The sequence below is a fragment of the Limnoglobus sp. genome (assembly GCF_059499385.1).
The window spans coordinates 64,193-84,998 of record NZ_JCABYM010000111.1 but is presented as its reverse complement, the minus strand read 5'-3'; the positions used below and the strand labels follow the sequence as shown (position 1 = coordinate 84,998).

The window sequence follows — 20,806 nt, the reverse complement described above, 5'->3', positions numbered from 1 at the left end:
CCCATGCCTGGCTGTTGAAGCGGCGACCTCCGCGGAGCCGTCGCACCGCACCGCCCACTCGTGTTGCGATGAATCGAAGTCTAAAACGCATTCGGGCCAGCACGACACCCGCCACTCGCCCTTGGATGGGTGTGAGCACTGTCCCGACGCCCCTCAGTTTAAGCCGCCTGTCAGTGAGGACAGAGACGTAGCGGCCGCGACGATCTTCGAGCCACACTCTCCCCCGACACTCGGACAAACTCTTTCGTTCGCCTCCCTCGATTCCCGGACCAGAGCGTCCGTGGTCGCGGCTCGTCCGGCGCAGTCGCTCGTTTTTCTTCGCACGGTCGTACTCCTCATCTGACTCCCCAAGCAAACCGCACAAGATAACGTCTCCGAGCCGAGCGGGGCCGGCTGCGGCAGGTGCCGCACAGGACACCCCACGTGCTCGGTGCTTGACACACTCAGATTCTCGGAACGACCGTATGAAACCAATACTTCTCTCTACCCTCGTTCTCCTCATCCCGCTCACCGCTTGCTCAGCGTTTACTCACAAGCAGGGCACATCACCCGACGCCTCTTGTTGCTGCAAAAGCGGCTGCTGTGGAGACGGATGCAAGGACGGGCAGTGCGCGAGTAAGGGATGTTGCGGCGGCGCGACCGGCGGCTCTTGCTCATCACACAGCCATACCGGTGATGCGGACCACAATTCGGCCCGGCCGCACACTCACTAAAGCGGCACGCCCTGGCCTCTGTTCTTCACCGGGCATCGCTTAACCCGCCACGTGGCGGTGTCGTGCGATGCCCGGCGGGCATGGATGAACGAGATGAGAAATCTCGAATGGACTACACATGACAAGCACACCTAGACGAGCGTTCCTCGGCACCCTGCTTCTGGCCCTCAGCGGCTGCGTCGGGCCGGTCGAAATCGCCCCCCTCCCGTACGCCCACCCGGCTAACCCAGACGCGCCTGCCGGCACGCTGCCTCCTCTTGGCTCGGCGCTGGAGCCGACCTCTGCGGCCGCGGCCACAGGTGCGATGGGCGGCAGTGGGGCGCACCAGGCAGCCGAGCATGGAAAGCCGGCCGGAACCCCGGCTGAAGAGGCGGGCGAGTTTCAGTGCCCTATGCACCCCGAGGTTCGCTCGGGCAAGCCGGGCCGCTGCCACATCTGCGGCATGTCTCTCGTCAAGCAGAGCGGCCACGAGGGGCATCATGAGCATTAAGCGGATCTACCTTTGCTGGCTGCTGGCCGCCGGATGCTCACCCGCTTCAACCCAGCCGGCACTTGACCGACTGCACGCCGACATCTCAGCGCGCTCGGCGGTGCCGGTGGACTGGGGTGTCGAGGCGAAGGGGAGCGAGGCGATCAGCCGCGTTGTCGCCGAGTTGCTTAGCGGCGAAATGACGGCGGACGACGCGGTCGCCGTGTCCCTGCTTAAGAACCCCTCGCTCTGGGCGCTCTACCGCGACCTCGGGGTTGCTCAGAGCGACATGACCACAGCCGGCCTGCCGGAGAGCCCAGTGTTTTCGACCGAGCGCCGCTTCCGCGGCAGGGCGGCCGAGTTCGACGTAGCTCAGGAGTTCATCAGCCTGATACTCATCCCTCTTCGGCGTCGGCAGGCGGCAAGCCAGTTCGACCGCGACCGGCTGCGGATCACCCACGAGGTCATCAACCACACGGCGGAGGTCCGCGGGGCGTACTTTCGCGCACAAGCGGCGGGGCAGGTCGTGGAGTTGCGACAGGAGGTAGTCGCGGCAATGGACGGAGCGCTTGAGGCTGCAAAGGCCCTTCGGGCGGCCGGCAACACGGCCGCCATCGACCTCGCAGTCGCCGAGCGGGGTGCAAACCAAGCCAGGCTTGACCTTGTAGACGCCGAGCTTGAAGTCGTGACGACGCGGGAGCGGCTTAACGTACTCCTCGGGCTGTGGGGCGAGGAGACCGGCTGGCAAATTCCGAAGCGGCTGCCGGAGCCGCCGGCTGAGACTCTTCAAGTAGGCGATCTTGAGCGGCTCGCCGTCTCGGGCCGGCTCGACCTCGCCTCGCTTCGGGCGGAGATCGAGTCGTCTGCACAGTCAAAGGCCCTCACGCGGGTGACAAGCGTTCTTCCCGAGCTGACAATCGGTGCGCATTCTGAGCGGGAGCCGGAGGGGGACACCACCCGTGGGCCGAGCCTGGAGTTCCCACTCTCCTTGTTCGGCCGTGGGCAGGCGGCCCGTGCTCGTTCCGGCTATCTGCTGCTGCAAGCCGAAGACCGCTTCGCGGCACTTGCCATCGAAGTCCGCTCGGAGGTGCGAATGGCGTTTGCCCGGATGGAAACCGCTCGAAAGAAGGCAGAGTTCTACCGCAGAGCGGTGCTTCCGGTGCAGCAGATCGTCACCGACGAGACGCAGCTACGCTACAACGGCATGTTTGTCGGCGTTTTCCAACTCCTTGAGGCGAGGCAGGAGCAGATTAACTCGGGCCGGGAATACATCGAGTCAATCGCTGAGTACTGGCTTGCCCGGGCGGAACTTGAGCGGGTGATCGGCCGGCGACTCGTCAAAGAAACGTCTCCTGCGGCCTCGGCCGGAAGGCCCGAGCAGGAACCGAGGATGCACCAACACGATTGAAGAGCGAGTAGGTAGGGACGATGGACAGGAAGAGCAGCGTTACGAGGCGGGACGTACTTCTTGGAGGGGCGACGCTGGCCGGCGGGGCACTTCTGCTCGCCGATCGGCGAGTGGTTCTTGCCGAGGATGTGCCTGGTGTCAAAGGGCCGCGGGTGGGGTCAGCGGCCGACACCGGGGAGAGCCATGCAAGCCAGGAGGCAGCGCCCCCGGCGATGGAGGGTCGAGACTACCTGCCCGTTGAGGTGCCTAACGGGAGAAAGCTCCCGTGGCGGCTCGTTGACGGGGTGAAGGTCTTTCACCTCGTCGCCGAGGAAGTTGAGCACGAGTTCGCGCCGGGGCTTCGGGCTACCTGTTGGGGCTACAACGGCTCGGTCCACGGGCCGCTCATCGAAGCGGTGGAGGGTGACCGGGTGCGAATCTTCGTCACCAACCGGCTGGCAGCACCGACAACAGTTCACTGGCACGGCATCCTGCTGCCGAACGGAATGGACGGGGTGGGGGGACTCAACCAGCGGGCCATTCGCCCGGGGGAGACGTTTAAGTACGAGTTCACTCTCCGACAGTCGGGCACGTGCATGTACCACGCGCACCACGACGAGATGACCCAGATCGCGCTCGGCATGACGGGCCTGTTTATCATCCACAGTCGCAAGCGGCAGGAGCCGCGTGTTGACCGCGACTTCGCGCTCATGCTCCACGAATGGCGGATCGACCCCGGCACCTCCCGGCCGAACCCGAACGAGATGACCGACTTCAACATCCTCACCGTGAACGCAAAGGCGTTTCCGGCGACCGAGCCGCTCGTCGTTAGGACCGGCGAGCGGGTCCGCATCCGCATCGGCAACCTCTCCCCGATGGACCACCACCCGATTCACCTCCACGGCTACCAGTTCCTCATCACCGAGACTGACGGCGGCCGCATTCCGGAGTCGGCCCAGTGGCCCGAGACGACAGTCCTCGTCCCGGTCGGCAGCACCCGGACGGTGGAATTCGTGGCTGACGAGCCTGGCGACTGGGCGATGCACTGCCACATGACCCACCACGTCATGAACCAGATGGGGCACGAGTTTCCGAACATGATCGGGGTAAAGCCGGGGGGCATCGACCAAAAGGTCAGGCCGCTTCTTCCCGGCTACATGACGATGGGGCAAGAAGGCATGGGGGACATGGCCGAGATGGGGATGCGGGTGCCGGAGAACAGCATCCCGATGGTCGGCGGGCCGGGCAAGCACGACTACATCACGATGGGCGGGATGTTCACTGTGCTCAAGGTCCGAAACGGGATCTCTTCCTACGCCGACCCCGGCTGGTACGAAAACCCGCCTGGAACCCTCGCAGCACCGGCTAGCGGTGACGACCTCGCGCGAAACGGTATCCGGTTGTAGGGTGCGGCGGCCAAAACAATTAAATCTCAGCAACAACATTTGAGACGGGTTGGCAGCCATGAAGTTTGCTCTAGGTTCGGAGCCGCCGGCGGGTGGAGTGTGTCGTCTGCCTTGGTTACGCTTCCGCCCGCGGACAGCTCCTCTGTATCTGGCGGGCGGTATACCGGGCTAGAAAAGTCGCAGGACTTGAACTGGTGTCAAGAAGCTCGGTACCCACCGGGCGTATCATTTACCAACCGTTTGATGAGTATGGGGGGGGTGAAGAACATTTCCCGGACGTGCGCCAGGTGTGGCAGAGTGAGGAGATGAAGGCGATTTCCCATACCCTCAATCATCACCGTGTCCCGCACCCCGTTCGGCGGTGCCGTATGACCGCGATGAGCCTGTTCATCCTCTTTCAGCCGAGCTGCCTCTTGGGCTGTTCCTCGCACGAGCATCCCCCAGTTCCACGCGAGCCATCGCCCGGCAACTCGACCGAAGCGCGAGAAGGTGAGGATGGTTTGCGGCACGACCCTCGAAAGCCGTGGGATAATTCACGCCATTCCGCACCGACGGGCCGCTCCGTCCACGTAGAATTCTCCGGGGGCGGGCCGGAAAGCGGTCTGGTTCAAGTTCATGTGGCGGTTCGGCCGAGTAAAGCGGTTGCCGCTGTTACGACAGCGGCGTTGCCGGTAGACGGACCGGGCAGTACGATACGGGGTTATGAAGTCCGTGGCGAGGCAGACCCTAGCCCTGGTGCTTTTGCTGACGCAGGCGGTGACGACGGTCACCGGCTCGGCGTTCACGCTTTGCATCAGTCCGATGGGTCGTGAGTGCATCGACACCCCTTGGACGATTTGCACCTGCTGCCGGGACGACGTAAGCCCTGATCCCGCCAATCACGCTTCCGGCGTGGCCGGCAACGACCAGCCCTGTCGGGCCGAACAGGGGTGTTCGTGCCGCAGCGGACACGGCGAAGCGTCTGCCGCCACCCCGTCCTTGGCCACTACCGCTCCCGATTCCGCGACTTGGAACGGGCACCCGTGTCGGTGCCAGCACATTCCGCTCATCGCGGTCAGCGACGGCCAAGTCGTGTCGGCCGAACGAATCTCTGTAGCCAACCCGCACGCTCTCGACCAATTCCTGTCCGCCCCCGTGACCTCGCCGTTCGGCGGTTTATCGCCCTCGCCTAACGCCGTCGCCCTTCTGCCCCTGCCGCCCCCGTCTGACCACCTGCGCGCTATCTCCTGCACCGTCCTGCGCTGCTAACCCACTTCTCGACTCGTCGGGCGTGACCTCTTCACGCTCCCGGCCAACCCCGTTTCGTCCGTCACCGTTCCCGCCGGCACCCCGCCGAGGGTGTGTCCGCGTTCCCGCACGCTGGAGGACAAGATCATGATCGACACCGTACTCGAACGCCCGCAGCAGGTGGCGGCGGACCCCCCGTCATCCCGCCTCCCACCCCGGCGGTCGCTGGCCCGGAAGATCGTCGCCGCCGTCCTCGGCGTCATCCCCGCCGTCATCACCTTCGGCGTGCTGGGCGGGGTCGCCTACTGGGGCTACCAGCACGACTGGACCCTGCCGAAGTTCTCGGCCCTGAACGGCGAGGCTCCGAAGGGCAAGGAGGACTGGTGTGCCGAACACGGCGTCCCCGAGTCCGTCTGCGTGGAGTGCGACACCGACCTGATGCCCAAGCCCGACCCGGTCGGCTGGTGCAAGCAGTTCGGCATCCACGAATGCCCGCTGTGCCACCCCGAGGTCGCTCAGACGGCGACCCCGCCCGTCCCCACGAAGGCCGACTTCGCCAGGGCCGAGCGGGCGGTGGCGTTCACCGACCGGCCCGAGAACAACCGCAAGTGCCAGATGCACCGGCGGCGGATTCAGTTCGTCTCCAAAGAAGCCGCCGACAAGGTGGGGATCGAGGTCGAGCCGGTGTGGACGGCCCCGGTCACCGAGGCCGTTTCCGGCAACGGAGAGTCCGGGTACGACCAGACGCGCATCGCCCGGCTGTCGGCCCGGCTGCCTGGCACCGTCTGGAAGGTGTTCCGGCAGCAGGGCGAGGCCGTCAAGGCCGGCAACGTGCTGGCCCTGATCGACGCCGCCGAGGTGGGCAAGGCGAAGGCCGAGTTGCTCCAGGCGTTCGCCTCGCTCCAACTGAAGACCCAGACCGTGGCCAGCGTCCGCAGTTCTGCCGGGGCCGTCCCCGAGGCCCGCGTCCGCGAGGCCGAAGCCGCCGTCCGCGAGGCCGAGATTCGCCTCCACGCCGCCCGCCAGACGCTGGTCAACTACGGCCTGCCGCTGGACGAGGCCGACCTCCAGAAGCTCACGTCGGCCCAGCTGGAATCGAAGGTCCGGTTCCTGGCCATCCCCGACGACGTGGCGAAGGCACTTGACCCCCGGACGGCGACCACCAACCTGCTCCCCCTGGTCGCCCCGATGGAGGGTGTGGTGGTGTCGCGGGACGTGGTGGCCGGCGAGGTCGTTGACAACGCCAAGCTGCTGTTCACCGTGGCCGACGCCCGGCGGCTGTGGGTGACCCTCGACCTGCGGCTGGAGGACGCCAAGCTCGTCGCCCTCGGCCAGGAGGTCCGGTTCCGCCCGGACGGCGGGGCCGAGACCAGCGGCAAGATCACCTGGGTCAGCACCGAGGCCGACCCGAAGACCCGCACCGTCAAGCTGCGGGCGTCCGTCGAGAACCCGGCCGGCCGGCTGCGGGCCAACACGTTCGGGGCCGGCCAGGTCGTGCTGCGGGAGGAGAAGGAGGCCGTCGTGGTGCCGACCGAGGCCGTCCAGTGGGAGGGCTGCTGCCACGTCGTCTTCGTGCGGGACAAGGACTACCTGAAGGACGGCTCGCCGAAGGTGTTCCACGTCCGCACCGTGCGGCCCGGCGCGAAGGACGGCAAGAACACCGAGATTATCGCCGGCGTGGTGCCGGGCGAACTGGTCGTGACGAAGGGCAGCGCCGCGCTGCGGGCCGAACTGCTCAAGAACAACCTCGGGGAGGGCTGCACGTGCGGCAAGTGACCTCCCCGGCCCGACGGCCCCTCAGCAAGGGGGTGTCGCCGTGCTGAACTGGATCATCGACTTCTCGCTGCGGAACCGGGGGCTGGTGATCCTGGCCACGCTCGCGGCGGCCGCCTTCGGCGTGCTGTCGATGCGGCGGCTGGACATCGACGCCTTCCCCGACACCACCCCGGTGCAGGTGCAGATCAACACCATCGCCCCGGCCCTCGGCCCGGAGGAGGTGGAGACGCAGATCACCTTCCCGGTCGAGCAGGCGCTCTCCGGGCTGCCGAAGCTCCAGACGCTGCGGTCCATCTCGAAGTTCGGCCTGTCGCAGGTGGTCGTCACGTTCGAGGACGGGACGGACATCTACTTCGCCCGCAACGTCGTGAACGAGCGGCTGGGGGCGGCGGCCCTGCCGGCGGGGGTCGAGCGGCCCAAGATGGGGCCGGTGTCTACCGGCCTGGGGGAGGTGTTCCACTACGTCGTGACCGGCAAGGGCAATGACGTGACCGAACTCCGCACCGTCCACGACTGGGTCGTCCGGCCCAAGATGAAGACGGTGCGGGGGACCGCCGAGGTCAACACCTGGGGCGGGTACGACCGCCAGTATCAGGTCCGCATCGACCCGGCCCGGCTGCACAAGTACGGGCTGACGTTCGAGGAGGTGACGGAGGCCGTCCAGAGGAACAACCGCAACGTCGGCGGCGGCGGCGTCAGCCAGGGCGGCACCATGCTGCTCGTCCACGGCGTCGGGCGGACGGCCAGCCTCGACCAGATCAGGGACATCGTCGTCACCGCCCAGGACGGCGTCCCGGTGCGGGTGCGGGACGTGGCCGACGTGGAGGTCGGGTACGAGGTCCGGCGGGGCGCGGTGACGATGGACGGCAAGGGCGAGGTCGTCCTCGGACTCGGGTTCCTGACGATGGGCGAGAACACCCACGAAGTCACCTGGGGGATGAAGCGGAAACTGGACGAGGTGAAGGCGTCCCTGCCGCCGAACGTGCAGGTCGAGCCGGTGTACGACCGCACCGAACTGGTCAATCACGTCATTCATACCGTCCGCAACAACCTGTTCGAGGGCGGGCTGTTCGTCGTCGCCGTTCTGTTTGCCTTCCTGGGCAACCTGCGGGCGGCGGGCATTGTCGCGCTGGCCATCCCGCTGTCGATGCTGTTCGCGTTCAGCGGGATGCTCCAGTGGGGGGTCGCGGCCAGTCTGCTGTCGCTCGGGGCCATCGACTTCGGCATGGTGGTCGATTCGAGCGTCGTGATGGTGGAGAACTGCGTCCGCCACCTGAGCCACGGCGAGGCCGAGCGGAAGGGCAAGCTCGCGGTCGTCCGAGACGCCGCCGTCGAGGTCCGCAAGCCGACGCTGTTCGGCGAGCTGATCATCATGATCGTCTACCTGCCGATCCTGACGCTGGAGGGGACGGAGGGAAAGCTGTTTCGCCCGATGGCCCTGACCGTCATCTTCGCCCTGGTCGGGTCGATGATCCTGTCCATGACGCTGATGCCGGTGCTGGCCAGCATCTGCCTGCCGAAGAAGCTCGCCGAGCGGGAGCCGCTGCTCATGCGGCTCGCCCTCGCGCTGTATCGACCGGTCATGCACTTCTCGATGAAGCACCGGCTGGCGGTGGTCGGGTTCGCCCTCACAGTCCTGCTGGTCGCGTTCGGCATGATCGCGCCGAGGCTGGGGTCGGAGTTCGTCCCCCGGCTCTCCGAGGGGGCGATCTGCATCAACGTCGTACGGCTGGCCGGCACTGACCTGGAGGAGTCCGTCCGGGCGAACACGAAGATGGAGGCGGCGATCCTGGCCGCGTTCCCCGACGAGGTCGAACACGTCTGGAGCCGGGCCGGCACCGCCGAGGTGGCGACCGACCCGATGGGCGTCGAGTTGACCGACGTGTTCATCACGCTGAAGCCCCGGCAGAGGTGGAAAAAGGCCCGCACCCAGGCCGAGTTGACGGAGTTAATCGAGAAGTTGGTGCGGGACATGCCCGGCCAGCGAAACGCCATGACCCAGCCCATCGAGATGCGGATGAACGAGATGGTCTCGGGCGTCCGGTCGGACGTGGGGGTGAAGATTTACGGCGACGATTTCGCCGTACTGGTGGCCAAGGCGAAGGAGGTCGAGGCGGTGCTGAAGTCGGTCCAGGGCAGCGCGGACATCAACGTCGAGCAGGTGACCGGCCAGCCGGTGTTGCAGGTGAAGATCAAGCAGGACGAGATCGCCCGCCACGGCGTCCCGGCCCAGGCGGTCCTCGACCTGGTCGAGTCCATCGGGGCAAAGTCGCTCGGCGAGGTGGTCGAGGGGCAGGTGCGGTTCCCGCTGGCCGTGCGGCTGCCGGACCGGGACCGCGCCAGCCCGGAGGCCATCGGGAACATGCTGGTCGCCACCCCGAGCGGGGGCCGCATCCCGCTTGCGCGGCTCGCCGACGTGCAGGTGGTCGAGGGGCCGTCCACGATTCAGCGGGAGTGGGGGCAGCGGCGGATCACCGTCACCTGCAACGTCAGGGGCCGCGATCTCGGCAGCTTCGTGGCCGAGGCCCGCCAGAAGGTGGCCGAGCGGGTGCAACTTCCCTCGGGCCGCTACTCCGTCGCCTGGGGCGGGCAGTTCGAGCAACTGGAGCGGGCCAGCTTGCGGCTCATGATCGTCGTGCCGGTCGCGTTCGTGCTGATCTTCGGCCTGCTGTACGCCACCTACGGCAATCTGCTGGATTCCTTCCGGGTGTTCACCGGCATCCCGTTCGCCTGGGTCGGCGGCATCTTCGCCCTGTGGCTGAGGGACATGCCGTTCTCGATCAGCGCGGGCATCGGGTTCATCGCCCTGTCGGGCGTGGCGGTACTCGATGACATGATCCTCGTCTCCTACGTCCGCCAACTGCGGGACCGGGGGATGGGCGTGACCGAGGCCATCGAGAGGGCCGCACTCACCCGCCTGCGGCCCGTGCTGATGACGACGCTGGTGGCGTGCCTCGGGTTCGTCCCGATGGCGTTCTCAACGGGCATGGGGGCCGAGGTGCAGCGGCCCCTGGCGACGGTGGTGATCGGCGGCGTGATCGGCGCGATGGTGATGTCGCTGCTGGTGCTGCGGGTGCTGTACCAAGCGTTCGAGATGACCTTCCGGGGCCGAGCCGCCCGGAAGGCGGGGGCGGCGACTCCGACCGAGGAGCCGGCCCTGGTGTGACGGTTCCGAGTGACCTGAAACGAGAGGATACTTCGATGGCGACGACGACGATCCGGCGGGCGGGCGTGTTAGCCGCCCTCACGCCGGTCCTGATGGTGCTGGCCCTCGCCGGGTGCGGCCAGAAGGACAACGCCGGGGGGCCGAAGGACGACCCGAAGGCGGTGGGCGAGAAGAAGAAGGACGGCGACAAGAAGGAGGCCGACGACGGCTGGTGGTGCAAGGAGCACGGCATCCCCGAACACGACTGCGCCCAGTGCGATGCGAAGGTTGCCGCCGAGTACAAGAAGAAGGGCGACTGGTGCAAGGAGCACGACCGGCCCGAGTCGCAGTGCTTCATCTGCAACCCGAAGCGGGCCGAGAAGTTCGCCGCCGCGTACCGGGCCAAGTACGGCAAGGAGCCGCCGGCCCTCCCGCCCGAGGCTAAGGACGAGAAGAAGTAACGGCCCGGGCCGGTAACGGCAGATTCCAACCTTCGCTTCGTGTGACCGGGGCGGGGGTTCGGACCACGCACCCGGCGGCGGAGTTGCAAGCGGGAGGAGCGCCATGAAGCCACTGGTGACTATCGCCCTGCTCGCACGGAGCCGCTCGGAGGGCGTTGGGGCCGCGGGTGCGGTTGCAGGACGAGAGTGGTCGTGGTTGGAGATTGCCGTGCTACCGACCAACGACATCGTGAGGTAAGGAACGTCGCGGGCAAGAGGGGGAATAGTTATGGCACAGGAGCGACCTACACTTCAGTTCCGGATTCACGGCATGGACTGCGCCGAGGAGGTGGCCGTCCTGAAGCGTGAAGTCGGCCCCGTCGTCGGCGGCGAGGGGAACTTGGCCTTCGACATCCTGAACGCCAAAATGTCGGTCGCTGCCGGGTCAACCGCGACGGCCGAGGCGGTCGGGTCAGCCGTCGCCCGCACCGGCATGCGGGCCGAGCCGTGGCGAGACGGCAAGGCCGCCCCCGCCCGGGAGGATTTTTGGGAGCGGAACCGCCGGACGGTGCTGACTACCGCGGGTGGGGTGCTCCTCGCCCTCGCGTGCGCGGTTCACGGGCTAGTTTCAGGTCTCCCGGCCGCGCTCGGTCTGACGGAGGGGGCGGCCGGCCCACCGTGGGGATCCCTCGCTCTCTACGGCTTGAGCATCCTCGCGAGCGGATGGACGGTGTTCCCGAAAGCCTGGGTCGCGGCCAGGCGGCTTAGCCCGGACATGAACCTCTTAATGACGGTCGCGGTCGGTGGGGCGGTCGGCCTCGGGGAGTGGCTGGAGGCGGCGTCGGTCGCTTTCCTGTTCGCGCTCTCCCTCGCCCTCGAAGCGTGGAGCGTCGGCCGGGCGCGGCGGGCGGTCGCGGCACTCATGGACCTCACCCCGCCAGCGGCCAGGGTGCTCGGCCCGGGCGGGTGGGAAGAGTTGGTGCCGCCGGAGGACGTGCCTGTCGGGGCGCGGTTCCTGGTCCGCCCCGGGGACCGGCTGCCGCTCGACGGGCGTGTGGCAGACGGGACCGGCGGGGTCGATCAGTCGCCCATCACCGGGGAGAGCGTCCCGGTTCAGAAGGGGCCGGGGGACGATGTGTTCGCCGGGACAATAAACGGGGACGGCCTCCTCACCGTCGAGTCCACGAAGCCCGCCTCCGACACGACCCTCGCCCGGATCACTCGAATGGTCGGCGAGGCGCAGTCCCGCCGCGCCCCGTCCGAGCAATGGGTCGAGCGGTTCGCCCGCATTTACACGCCGGCCGTGATGCTGATCGCGCTCGCCGTCCTCCTGCTCCCGCCGCTCCTCGCCGGGGGGGCGTGGGGGGCCTGGTTCTACCGGGCGCTGGTGCTCCTCGTCATCGCCTGTCCCTGCGCACTGGTGATCTCGACGCCGGTGACCATCGTTGCGGCGCTCGCCGCCGCGGCCCGAAACGGGGTGCTCGTGAAAGGCGGAGTGTACATTGAGACCCCAGCGCGGCTAAAAGCGGTCGCGCTCGACAAGACCGGCACGCTCACGGAGGGGAAGCCGGCGGTCGTCGAGGTGGTGCCGCTCAGCGGGCAGACGGAGGCAGCGCTGCTGGAACTCGCGGCAGCACTCGAAGCCCGGAGCACCCACCCGCTCGCCCGCGCAGTAGTCGCAGAGGCCGTCGCCCGCGGGCTCGCGGTGCGCCCGGCCGAGGACTTCCGGATCATCCCTGGGAAGGGAGCCGAGGGAATGGTCGGCGGCGTTCGTCACTGGCTCGGCTCGCACCGCTACTTGAAGGAACGGGGGCAGGAAACCTTAGACGTTCACAAGCGGCTCGATGCGATGACCCGGGCCGGGCGGACGGTGGTCGTTGTCGGCACGGACTCCCACCTCGCGGGACTCATCGCGCTCGCCGACCGAGTCCGGCCGGGCGCGAAGGACGTGTTAGCCGCGCTCCGCACGGCCGGCATCGAGCACGTCGTCATGCTCACCGGCGACAACCGGGGAACCGCCGAAGTCATTGCCCGCGAAGCCGGGGTGGTCGAGGTCCATGCGGAACTCCTTCCTGCGGACAAGGTGACAAAGGTGGAAGAACTCGTCGCCAGGTTCGGGGCGGTCGCCATGCTCGGAGACGGGGTGAACGACGCCCCGGCCCTTGCCCGCGCGACTCTCGGCCTCGCGATGGGGGCGGCGGGGAGCGATGCTGCTATCGAGACCGCCGACGTAGCCCTCATGGCGGACGACCTGTCGAAGCTCCCGTGGCTCGTCCGCCACTCGCGCCGGGCTATGTCCGTCATCCGCCAGAACATCGCCTTCTCGCTCGGCGTGAAAGGCGTGTTCGTGGTCCTGACGTTCGCGGGGTACTCGTCTATGTGGGGGGCCATCGCCGCCGACATGGGAGCGTCCCTCCTTGTCGTCTTTAACGGGCTGCGTCTTCACCGGGGGTAGCGGGAGACGGGGAGAGGGTCGGGGCCTTTACATCACGTCTTTGCTGGGCGGTGCTTGTGTGATACGGGGGAGCGATGATCCCCCTCCGGACAATCTTCTTGGTGGTGTGCAGTCTGCTCGTCCTCGCGACCGGAGGTTCGGCGTCCGGGTTCTCATGGTGTGTGCAAGGCGACGGGTCGATCCGTTTGGAGGCGGCCGGGCCGGACGGCCGGTGTCGGGATGCCGAAGGCTTAGCCGCCACCGACCCCGAAGCTCCGGCGGGTTTTCACTCGGTCTCGCGTCCGATGCCGTGCGTTGATCTCGCGGGGACGCAGGTGCGGCTCGCATCAAATCCGAAGTCCGAAATCGGGAGGGCCGCCCTCTTGACGCCGGTCGTCATTCAGATGGTCATCCCAGTGATCTCGTCGGTACTGACCGTCTCCGCTCCGCGACGGCCCGCGCCAACACGGGATAAGGCCATCTTCGCCGACATCACCTTCATCCGCGACACTGTCTCCCTCGTCATCTGACGCAGGGGACTCTCGTCTCTCGTCGAGAAGCGATCCGTGGTAGCCGCAACGGATCACGCGAAAACGAACAAGCCCTGTGTCCTCTATGCGATCCTGGCCAACGGCCGTCGCCGCACTCATCATTCCGCCTGTGCTCGTCCTCGGCTCCTCTACGTCTGTCCGTGCCGAGGACGAGCACTCTTTGCTCAACCTGCCTGCCGACGAGGCGGCAGTAAGGCTGTCTGCCGCCAACGTCGGAAAGGACATCGAGCCCCGCGGCGACCTCACACTCGCCGACGCCCTTGCGGCGGCCCTCTCAGGAAGTCCTGAGCTTGCTGCGTATAGCTGGGGGCTTAGGGCAAAGGACGCGGAGGTGTTGCAGGCCGGGAAGCGGCCGAATCCGGAACTCTTGATCAGTAACGAAAATCTGATCGGCTCGGGCTACTTCGGGAACCGGGAGCAGTATCAGAACACGCTCCAACTCAGCCAACTTGTCGAACTCGGCGGCAAGCGCGAGCGCCGCACCAAGGCCGCCGAGCGAGCAAGGGACAGGGCCGGCGTCGAGCAGGAACTGAGGCGGGTCGAGTTATTCGCGGGAACGACCGTCGATTTCGTCGCGGTGGTCGCTGATCAGGAAGGGGCGGCGATTGCCCGCGAGGCGACGAGGCACGCTGAGGCGATGCTCCGGTCGGTGAGGGAGCGGATTAAGGCTGGGAGTGGCTCCCGATTCGAGGAAGTGCGGGCGATCGTCGCCGTCCGGCGAGCCGGCGTGGATGAGGACCACGCCGGGCACGAACTCCTCACGTCGAGGCGGAACCTCGCGGCCCGCTGGGGGAGTAAGCTCCCACAGTTCACGCGGGCGACGGGCGATCTGTTCTCGGCCGGCGAGCTGCCGAGCTTCGAGGCGCTCGCGGCACGGCTCGGTTCCGCCCCGGAGCGGCGCGCGGCTGGTGCGGAGGAGCGGCTGCGGGCGGCGGCCGCGGCGCTTGCCCGTACCAAGCGGGTGCCGGACATCGGGGTCGGCCTGGGGTGGCGACAGGGACGGGACTGGGGGGACCAGACGGCTGTTGCCGAACTCACCGTCCCGCTCACGGTGTTCAACCGCTTCGAGGGCGAGATCGCGGCGGCTGACGCGCTCACTGCCGGGGCTTCGGCCGAGACGGCGGCGGTCGAGGTGCGGCTCGAACGGGTTCTCTTCGCTCTCTATCAGGAACTCCGCCACGCCCGGGACGAGATGGCCGCGATGAGAGATGAGATTGTCCCCCGCTCGGAAGAGGCGCTCGCGCTCGCCCGGAAGGGGTATGCAGAGGGATTCCTCTCGCAGCTCGAACTCATTGACGCCCAGGCAAAACTTACGGAGGTTCGCCGCGAGCGGCTTCGGGCGGCGAAGACCTACCACCAACTCGTCGCTGAGGTCGAGCGGTTGCTCGGCGAAAGGCTGTGAGGAACTTAATCGGAGCAACACACGGGTAAGCCATGAACGACACGCTTTCGAGAGTCCGCCGGGTCATCGCTCTCGGCGGTGCCGCGGTGATGGTTGCGATTTCCTTTCGGGTGGCCCCGGCGCTTACGGACGAGGAAGAGGAAGGACACGCGGAGGCGAAGGAACAGGCGGCGCTCGGCTCCGCGTCACTTGAACGGTACGGGATCTCGTTCCCGGCGGCCGGACCTGGGACCATCAAGCTCGCGTTGCCCCTTACCGGCATACTTGCCCCCCACGAGGACCGGGTGGCCGAGATCACCGCCCGGTTCCCCGGCGTCGTCCGCGAGGTGCGGAAGCGCCTCGGCGACCCGGTCGCCGTCGGAGAGGTGGTCGCGGTCGTCGAGAGCAATCAGAGTCTCCAGCGCTACGAGGTGCGGTCGGGTCTAGCTGGGTCGATCGTCCGGCGGGACGTGACAGTCGGGGAGTTCGCCTCCGACAGCAAGACCATCTTCGAGGTCGCGGACTACGGCGAACTTTTTGCCGACCTCTACGTGTTCCCGGCGGATTTCGGGAAAGTGCGGCTGGGCCAACCGGTCGTCGTGCGGTTCCCTGAGCAGGGCTGGGAGTCGGCCACGTCCATCTCCTTCCTCTCACCCGTGACCGACCCGGCGACGCAGTCCCGGTTCGTGCGGGCGGTAGTGCGAAACGACGACGGCCGATACCAACCGGGGATGTTCGTGACCGGCGACGTTGTCCTCGAAGAGGTGTCCGTCCCGGTCGCGGTCGCGGCGTCCGCGCTTCGCACGCGAAAGGGAGAGACCATCGTGTTTGTGGAGGAAGGGGCGAGTGTCGAGCCGCGGGAGGTGACGGTCGGACGGCGGGACGCGGCGTTTGCCGAAATCGTGGGCGGCCTTTCCGCCGGCGAGCGGTACGCAGCCGGGAACACCTATGTGCTGCTCGCGGAGTTTGAGAAGGGGGAGGCGGGTGATGACGATTAACCAGTTTCGACCGCGGGCCGCGCTCCGCCCCGGAGAGCCGCAATGCTAGAGAAGCTCCTCCACTTCTCGGTCTACAACCGCGTGCTCGTTGTGCTCCTTACGCTCGGGACGGCGCTGGTCGGTGCCAACGCGCTTACTCGGCTGCCTATCGACGCGGTCCCGGACATCACGAACAACCAAGTCCAGGTGAACACCGTCTACCCAGCCTTCTCCCCGCTCGACATCGAGAAGCAGGTGACGTTCCCGGTCGAGACGGCGCTTGCCGGCATCCCGGGGCTCGTCACCACCCGCTCGCTCTCCCGAAACGGCTTCTCGCAAGTGACGGCGGTGTTCGACGACGCGGTCGATGTGTACTTCGCCCGGCAGCAGGTGGGCGAGCGGCTGGCCCAGGCGCGGGCGGCGCTCCCGCCCGGAGCCGAGCCGGTCATGGGGCCGGTCTCGACCGGGCTCGGCGAGATCGTCATGTGGGTCGTCGAGTACCACGGAGACGGCAAGGCGACGGCCGGTATGCCTGGGCCGCAGCCGGACGGGTCGTACCTCACCCCCGAGGGCCGGTCCCTCCGCTCCCCGCTCGAGCGCGCGGCCTACCTTCGAGAACTCCAGGACTGGGTCGTCCGGCCGCAGCTCAAGACGGTCCCCGGCGTCGCGGGGGTGGACTCGATCGGGGGCTACCCGAAGCGTTACCTCGTCCAGCCGGACCCGCTCAAGCTCGTCGCCTTCGGCGTGACACTCGACGACCTGCTCCGCGCTCTCGAAAAGAACAGCCGGAGCACCGGGGCCGGGTACATCGAGGAGCGGGGGGAGGCCTACGTCGTCCGCTCCTCGGGCCTGCTTACAAGCGAGGAGGAAATTGCCGGCATCGTGATCCGCGAGCGGAACGGCGTCCCGGTCCAGGTCGGGCAGGTCGCGGTGGTCGGGGTCGGGTCCGAACTGAGGACCGGGTCGGCCAGCGAGAACGGCGTAGAGGTGGTCGTAGGCACCGCCCTCATGCTCATCGGCGAGAACAGCCGGACGGTCTCCCAGGCGGTCGATGAGAGGCTCGCCCAGATCAATCGCACGCTCCCCCCGGGCATCCGCGCGAAGCCGGTGGTGAACCGGACAAAGCTAGTCGATGCCACTATTGCGACCGTCGAGAAAAATCTGACCGAAGGGGCGATCCTCGTCGTCGTCGTCCTCTTCGTTCTTCTCGGAAACCTTCGAGCGGCACTCATCACGGCGCTCGCGATCCCCCTGTCGGTGTGCCTGACCGCGATCGGCATGGTCCAGACGCGGGTGAGCGGGAACCTGATGAGCCTCGGGGCCATCGACTTCGGCCTCATCGTGGACGGGGCCGTTATCATCGTCGAGAACTGCGTCCGGCAGCTCGCCGAGAGGCAGCACGAACTCGGCCGCCGGCTGACGCTGCCCGAGCGGCTCCGCACCGTCTATGAAGCAAGCGCCCAGGTCCGGAGCGCCACGGCGTTTGGCGAGGCCATCATCGTCATCGTCTACGTGCCCATCCTGTTCCTCACCGGGGTCGAGGGGAAGATGTTCCGGCCGATGGCCTTGACGGTCATCTTCGCCCTGGCCGGGGCGTTCGTGCTCTCCCTAACCTTCATCCCGGCGATGGCCGCCCTCGGCTTGGGCGGGAACGTCCGGGAGTCGGAGAACGTCGCCATCCGGCTCCTCAAGCGGGGATACCGGCCGGCGCTTCAGTTCGCCCTCCGCGTTCCGGCTTTGGTCGTTGCCCTCGCCGCCGCCATTTTCCTTTCTTCCGTCTGGCTGTTTTCGTCACTCGGGCAGGAGTTCGCCCCGACGCTCGACGAGAAGGACGTGCTCATCCAGGCCATCCGCGCGCCACGGACGAGCCTGACGCAGTCCCAACAGATGCAGTCCGAGGTCGAGCGGGCGGTGGGCGGCGAGCCCGAGGTGGCGCTCGTCTTCTCGAAGACCGGAACGGCGGAGGTGGCGGCGGACCCGATGCCGCCGAACGTCTCCGACACCTTCGTCATCCTGAAACCCCGCACCGAGTGGCCCGACCCGGCCCTCGAGAAGGGCGCACTCCTCGACCGGCTTCAGGGGCTCGTTGGCAAACTTCCTGGGAACAACTACGAGTTCACCCAGCCGATCCAGATGCGATTCAACGAACTCATCGCCGGCGTCCGAAGTGACGTGGCGGTGAAACTCTTCGGGGACGACTTCGAGCAGATGCTCCCTGTTGCGACCGCCATTGCCCGGGTGCTTGGCAAGGTCCCGGGCGCGGCTGATGTCAAGGTCGAGCAGGTGTCCGGCCTCCCCGTCCTCGACGTGACCGTCAAGCGGCAGGCGGCGGCCCGGCTCGGGCTCAGCGTGGACGACATCCAAACGGTGCTCGCTACGGCCGTCGGCGGGCGGGAGGCCGGCTTCATCCTCGAAGGCGACCGGCGGTTCGAACTGGTCGTCCGGCTCCCGGAGCACCTGCGCGGCGACGTGTCGAGGCTGAGACGGCTTCCCGTACCGCTCCCGGCCCGGGAAGAGGCGGCCGTCAGGAGCGGCTCGCCGCCGAGGCGGCCGGGGTTCGTGCCGCTGGAGAGCGTCGCCGACGTGCGGCTTGTCGAGGGGCCGAACCAGATCAGCCGGGAGGATGGCAAGCGGCGGGTCGTGGTCCAGACAAACGTCCGCGGGCGGGACCTCGCGGGCTTCGTCGCCGAGGCCGAGCGCGCGATAGGAGGGGAGGTGGAGATCCCGGTCGGCTACTGGGTCACCTGGGGCGGGCAGTTTGAGAACCTGGTGGCCGCAAAGGCGCGGCTGCTCGTCGTGGTGCCGGCCTGTTTCTTCCTCATCGGGCTCCTGCTTTTTGTCACTTTCGGCTCAGTCAGGCAGACGCTCATGGTCTTCACCGCCGTCCCGCTCGGCCTCTCGGGCGGCGTGGCGGCGCTATGGCTGCGGGGAATGCCGTTTTCGATCTCCGCCGCGGTCGGGTTCATCGCTCTTTCCGGCGTCGCGGTGCTAAACGGCCTAGTCATGGTGTCGTTCATCAACGGCCTCCGACGGGAGGGAGTCGCCCGCGACGCTGCGATTCTCTCCGGCTCGCTCACCCGGCTTCGCCCGGTGCTAATGACCGCGGTCGTGGCCGCCTTAGGGTTCGTGCCGATGGCGCTTGCGACGGGGACGGGGGCCGAGGTGCAGCGGCCGCTCGCGACGGTCGTCATCGGTGGGATCCTCTCCAGCACCATCTTGACGCTCTTCGTCCTCCCGGCACTCTACCGGCTGGTGATGCGTGAGGAGGATTGGGCCAGCGGCGATGCCGCTCTGGAGGCCACGTCAGACTGAGATCCGCTCGACGACGCTACGGCTGACCCGCTTTTGCCGGCGGTCGTAGAGGCGGGTGGTCCGCGGATCGGCGTGCCCGGCCAGGTGCTGTACCTCGTCGAGCGGAACACCTTGTTCGAGCAGGTCGGTTATCACTGCAACCCGGAACGAGTGCGGTGAGAGGTGGCTCGGAAGCCCGGCGTCAGTAAGCCGCCGCTTCACCATCCTGCCCATGTCGGCGGCACTCATACCTCGCCCGGTGAGCGTGCGCGAGCGCCCGGCCGCGGCGTGAAAGAGCGGCCCGATGCCGCCATCGGCTTTCGACCCCGCAGCACCGAGATAGGCGAGCAGAAATCCTTCCAAGTCGTGTCGCACCGGAATATCTCGCGCCTTGCCGCCTTTCTCTGCGAGCCGCAGGCTCCACTGCGTCCCGTCGTGGCGGAGGTCGCGGCGGTCGAGCTTGGCGACAGCTCCGACCCTTGCCGCGGTGTAGACGAGGACGCCAATCACTGCTCGGTCGCGGAGGCCAACGACGTGCGAAGTATCGACGGACGCGAGCAGCCTGCGGGCTTGGGAAACAGTTATCTCGGGAGTCTTTCCCTCGACGGCTCGGTAGCGCTCCGCCCGGACAGAAAGGGCGGGGTTGAGCAGAACGGCGTGGCGGACGACGAGCCGGTCGAATAGCCGCCGGACGGCGGCCAGATGCTGCTTCTTCGTCGGAATGCTGCCCGGGTGCTCACCGAAGTAGCGGCCAACGTGAGCCGGGCTGATTTGCGGAAGTCCCAGACCGCGATCCCGGCACCAGCCGAGGAATCGTCGGACGGCCCGCTCGTAAGCCCTCCGGGTGTGAGGGTTGGCAAGTTCGCCCTCGAAGAACTCTTCCCAGGCGAACTGAGCGGCCGACCCCGCCTCGGCCACGAGCCTAGGCATCCCTACACCGGACACAGCCTTTACCGCCACAAGTTCGGTGCTCGAATGGCCTTGTCCGGTCACTTCCCTCTTCGTCCCGAGTTGTGCTTGATAACGTCCTTTATGTACCACGCCGCGGCCACCCGCGGAAGGCAAGCCGCTTGCCCGCGATTGACGGCAATTCGCGCGCTCAGCCGGCCGCCGCCCGTCAGGATCGGCCTTGACACGAGTTCACGATTTCGTGTAATACTGGAATCCATCGAGGGTATCCAATGACGCCGAAGCAGGCCACCAATGCGACCAAGCCCAAGCAGCCGCAGGCCGAGAGCGGCGCGGGCTGCTCAACCCGGCCGGCCCTGAATGACCGCCCGCTCCTTTCGTTCGTGGAAGCGGTGAAGGTGATGGCTCTGTTCAAGGTGCTCGCAAACGACACGAGAATTCGCCTCCTCCACCACCTGGTTCGAAGCGGGGAGTCAACCGTCACGGATCTCGGGAAGGCCGTAGGGATGAAGCCGCAGGCGGTTTCGAATCAGCTCACGCGGCTCTCGGACACCGGCATGCTCGCTTCCAGGCGGGAGGGGAACAACGTGTTCTACCGAGTCGTTAACGGGTGTGTCTCGCCGCTGCTCGACTTGGCCCTCTGCCTGATGGAGGACGAAGGAAAGGGCGGCCGGGGCGAGTGTACTTAACGCGGGGCTGC

The 20,806-nt window shown here is 67.2% G+C and carries 13 protein-coding genes; 12 read left to right on the top strand and 1 reads right to left on the bottom strand.

Annotated elements, in window-relative coordinates; translation table 11 throughout:
• Window positions 1-831 precede the first annotated feature (831 nt).
• The 11 genes from AC5JJ2_RS20175 (at window position 832) to AC5JJ2_RS20125 (ending at window position 19,218) form a co-directional block, all read left to right on the top strand.
• Window positions 832-1,203 (top strand): heavy metal-binding domain-containing protein, encoded by a 372-nt coding sequence (locus AC5JJ2_RS20175; RefSeq protein WP_495859828.1) that lies wholly within the window; start codon window positions 832-834, stop codon window positions 1,201-1,203.
• Window positions 1,193-2,590, top strand: a complete 1,398-nt coding sequence (locus AC5JJ2_RS20170; RefSeq protein ID WP_495859827.1) for a TolC family protein — start codon at window positions 1,193-1,195, stop codon at window positions 2,588-2,590. Before AC5JJ2_RS20175 ends, AC5JJ2_RS20170 begins: the two co-directional genes overlap by 11 nt.
• A 20-nt stretch (window positions 2,591-2,610) precedes the next feature.
• Window positions 2,611-3,975, top strand: a complete 1,365-nt coding sequence (locus AC5JJ2_RS20165; RefSeq protein WP_495859826.1) for a multicopper oxidase family protein — start codon at window positions 2,611-2,613, stop codon at window positions 3,973-3,975.
• 1,374 nt (window positions 3,976-5,349) lie between these two features.
• Entirely contained in the window at window positions 5,350-6,978 is a 1,629-nt protein-coding gene (locus AC5JJ2_RS20160; protein ID WP_495859825.1) for an efflux RND transporter periplasmic adaptor subunit, read from the top strand.
• Between the two features lie 40 nt (window positions 6,979-7,018).
• On the top strand, window positions 7,019-10,144 hold the full coding sequence (locus AC5JJ2_RS20155; RefSeq protein ID WP_495859824.1) for an efflux RND transporter permease subunit: 3,126 nt from the start codon (window positions 7,019-7,021) through the stop codon (window positions 10,142-10,144).
• A 35-nt stretch (window positions 10,145-10,179) separates the two neighbouring features.
• Window positions 10,180-10,584, top strand: coding sequence for an RND transporter (locus tag AC5JJ2_RS20150; protein ID WP_495859823.1), 405 nt, complete (start codon window positions 10,180-10,182; stop codon window positions 10,582-10,584).
• Between the two features lie 310 nt (window positions 10,585-10,894).
• Window positions 10,895-13,018: a heavy metal translocating P-type ATPase gene (locus AC5JJ2_RS20145; protein ID WP_495859822.1), complete on the top strand. Its 2,124-nt coding sequence runs from the start codon at window positions 10,895-10,897 to the stop codon at window positions 13,016-13,018.
• Window positions 13,019-13,092: 74 nt separating this feature from the next.
• Window positions 13,093-13,527 (top strand): hypothetical protein, encoded by a 435-nt coding sequence (locus AC5JJ2_RS20140; RefSeq protein ID WP_495859821.1) that lies wholly within the window; start codon window positions 13,093-13,095, stop codon window positions 13,525-13,527.
• Window positions 13,528-13,612: 85 nt separating this feature from the next.
• Window positions 13,613-14,950 carry a TolC family protein gene (locus AC5JJ2_RS20135; protein ID WP_495859820.1) on the top strand — a complete coding sequence of 446 codons (1,338 nt, stop codon included), beginning with the start codon at window positions 13,613-13,615 and terminating at the stop codon, window positions 14,948-14,950.
• A 32-nt stretch (window positions 14,951-14,982) separates the two neighbouring features.
• A complete protein-coding gene (locus tag AC5JJ2_RS20130; RefSeq protein ID WP_495859819.1) occupies window positions 14,983-15,927 on the top strand; it encodes an efflux RND transporter periplasmic adaptor subunit in 945 nt (314 codons plus the stop codon).
• A gap of 42 nt (window positions 15,928-15,969) precedes the next feature.
• Complete coding sequence (locus AC5JJ2_RS20125) at window positions 15,970-19,218, top strand: efflux RND transporter permease subunit (protein ID WP_495859818.1); 3,249 nt, start codon at window positions 15,970-15,972, stop codon at window positions 19,216-19,218.
• On the opposite strand, the gene AC5JJ2_RS20120 is transcribed toward AC5JJ2_RS20125, so the two are convergent.
• The gene (locus AC5JJ2_RS20120) at window positions 19,210-20,115 is read right to left on the bottom strand and encodes a tyrosine-type recombinase/integrase (protein ID WP_495859817.1); all 906 of its coding nucleotides are present in this window, start codon (window positions 20,113-20,115) and stop codon (window positions 19,210-19,212) included. The two genes, AC5JJ2_RS20125 and AC5JJ2_RS20120, sit on opposite strands and share 9 nt — an antisense overlap.
• Before the next feature lie 263 nt (window positions 20,116-20,378).
• On the opposite strand from AC5JJ2_RS20120, the gene AC5JJ2_RS20115 reads away from it, so the two are divergent.
• Window positions 20,379-20,795: an ArsR/SmtB family transcription factor gene (locus AC5JJ2_RS20115; RefSeq protein WP_495859816.1), complete on the top strand. Its 417-nt coding sequence runs from the start codon at window positions 20,379-20,381 to the stop codon at window positions 20,793-20,795.
• The last annotated feature ends 11 nt before the right edge of the window (window positions 20,796-20,806 follow it).

Excerpts from the sequence above, each read along its gene's own strand:
- AC5JJ2_RS20175 (WP_495859828.1), top strand. The coding sequence starts at position 832 with ATGACAAGCACACCTAGACGAGCGTTCCTCGGCACCCTGCTTCTGGCC.
- AC5JJ2_RS20170 (WP_495859827.1), top strand. The coding sequence starts at position 1,193 with ATGAGCATTAAGCGGATCTACCTTTGCTGGCTGCTGGCCGCCGGATGC.
- AC5JJ2_RS20165 (WP_495859826.1), top strand. The coding sequence starts at position 2,611 with ATGGACAGGAAGAGCAGCGTTACGAGGCGGGACGTACTTCTTGGAGGG.
- AC5JJ2_RS20160 (WP_495859825.1), top strand. The coding sequence starts at position 5,350 with ATGATCGACACCGTACTCGAACGCCCGCAGCAGGTGGCGGCGGACCCC.
- AC5JJ2_RS20150 (WP_495859823.1), top strand. The coding sequence starts at position 10,180 with ATGGCGACGACGACGATCCGGCGGGCGGGCGTGTTAGCCGCCCTCACG.
- AC5JJ2_RS20145 (WP_495859822.1), top strand. The coding sequence starts at position 10,895 with ATGGACTGCGCCGAGGAGGTGGCCGTCCTGAAGCGTGAAGTCGGCCCC.
- AC5JJ2_RS20140 (WP_495859821.1), top strand. The coding sequence starts at position 13,093 with ATGATCCCCCTCCGGACAATCTTCTTGGTGGTGTGCAGTCTGCTCGTC.
- AC5JJ2_RS20135 (WP_495859820.1), top strand. The coding sequence starts at position 13,613 with ATGCGATCCTGGCCAACGGCCGTCGCCGCACTCATCATTCCGCCTGTG.
- AC5JJ2_RS20130 (WP_495859819.1), top strand. The coding sequence starts at position 14,983 with ATGAACGACACGCTTTCGAGAGTCCGCCGGGTCATCGCTCTCGGCGGT.
- AC5JJ2_RS20125 (WP_495859818.1), top strand. The coding sequence starts at position 15,970 with ATGCTAGAGAAGCTCCTCCACTTCTCGGTCTACAACCGCGTGCTCGTT.
- AC5JJ2_RS20115 (WP_495859816.1), top strand. The coding sequence starts at position 20,379 with ATGACGCCGAAGCAGGCCACCAATGCGACCAAGCCCAAGCAGCCGCAG.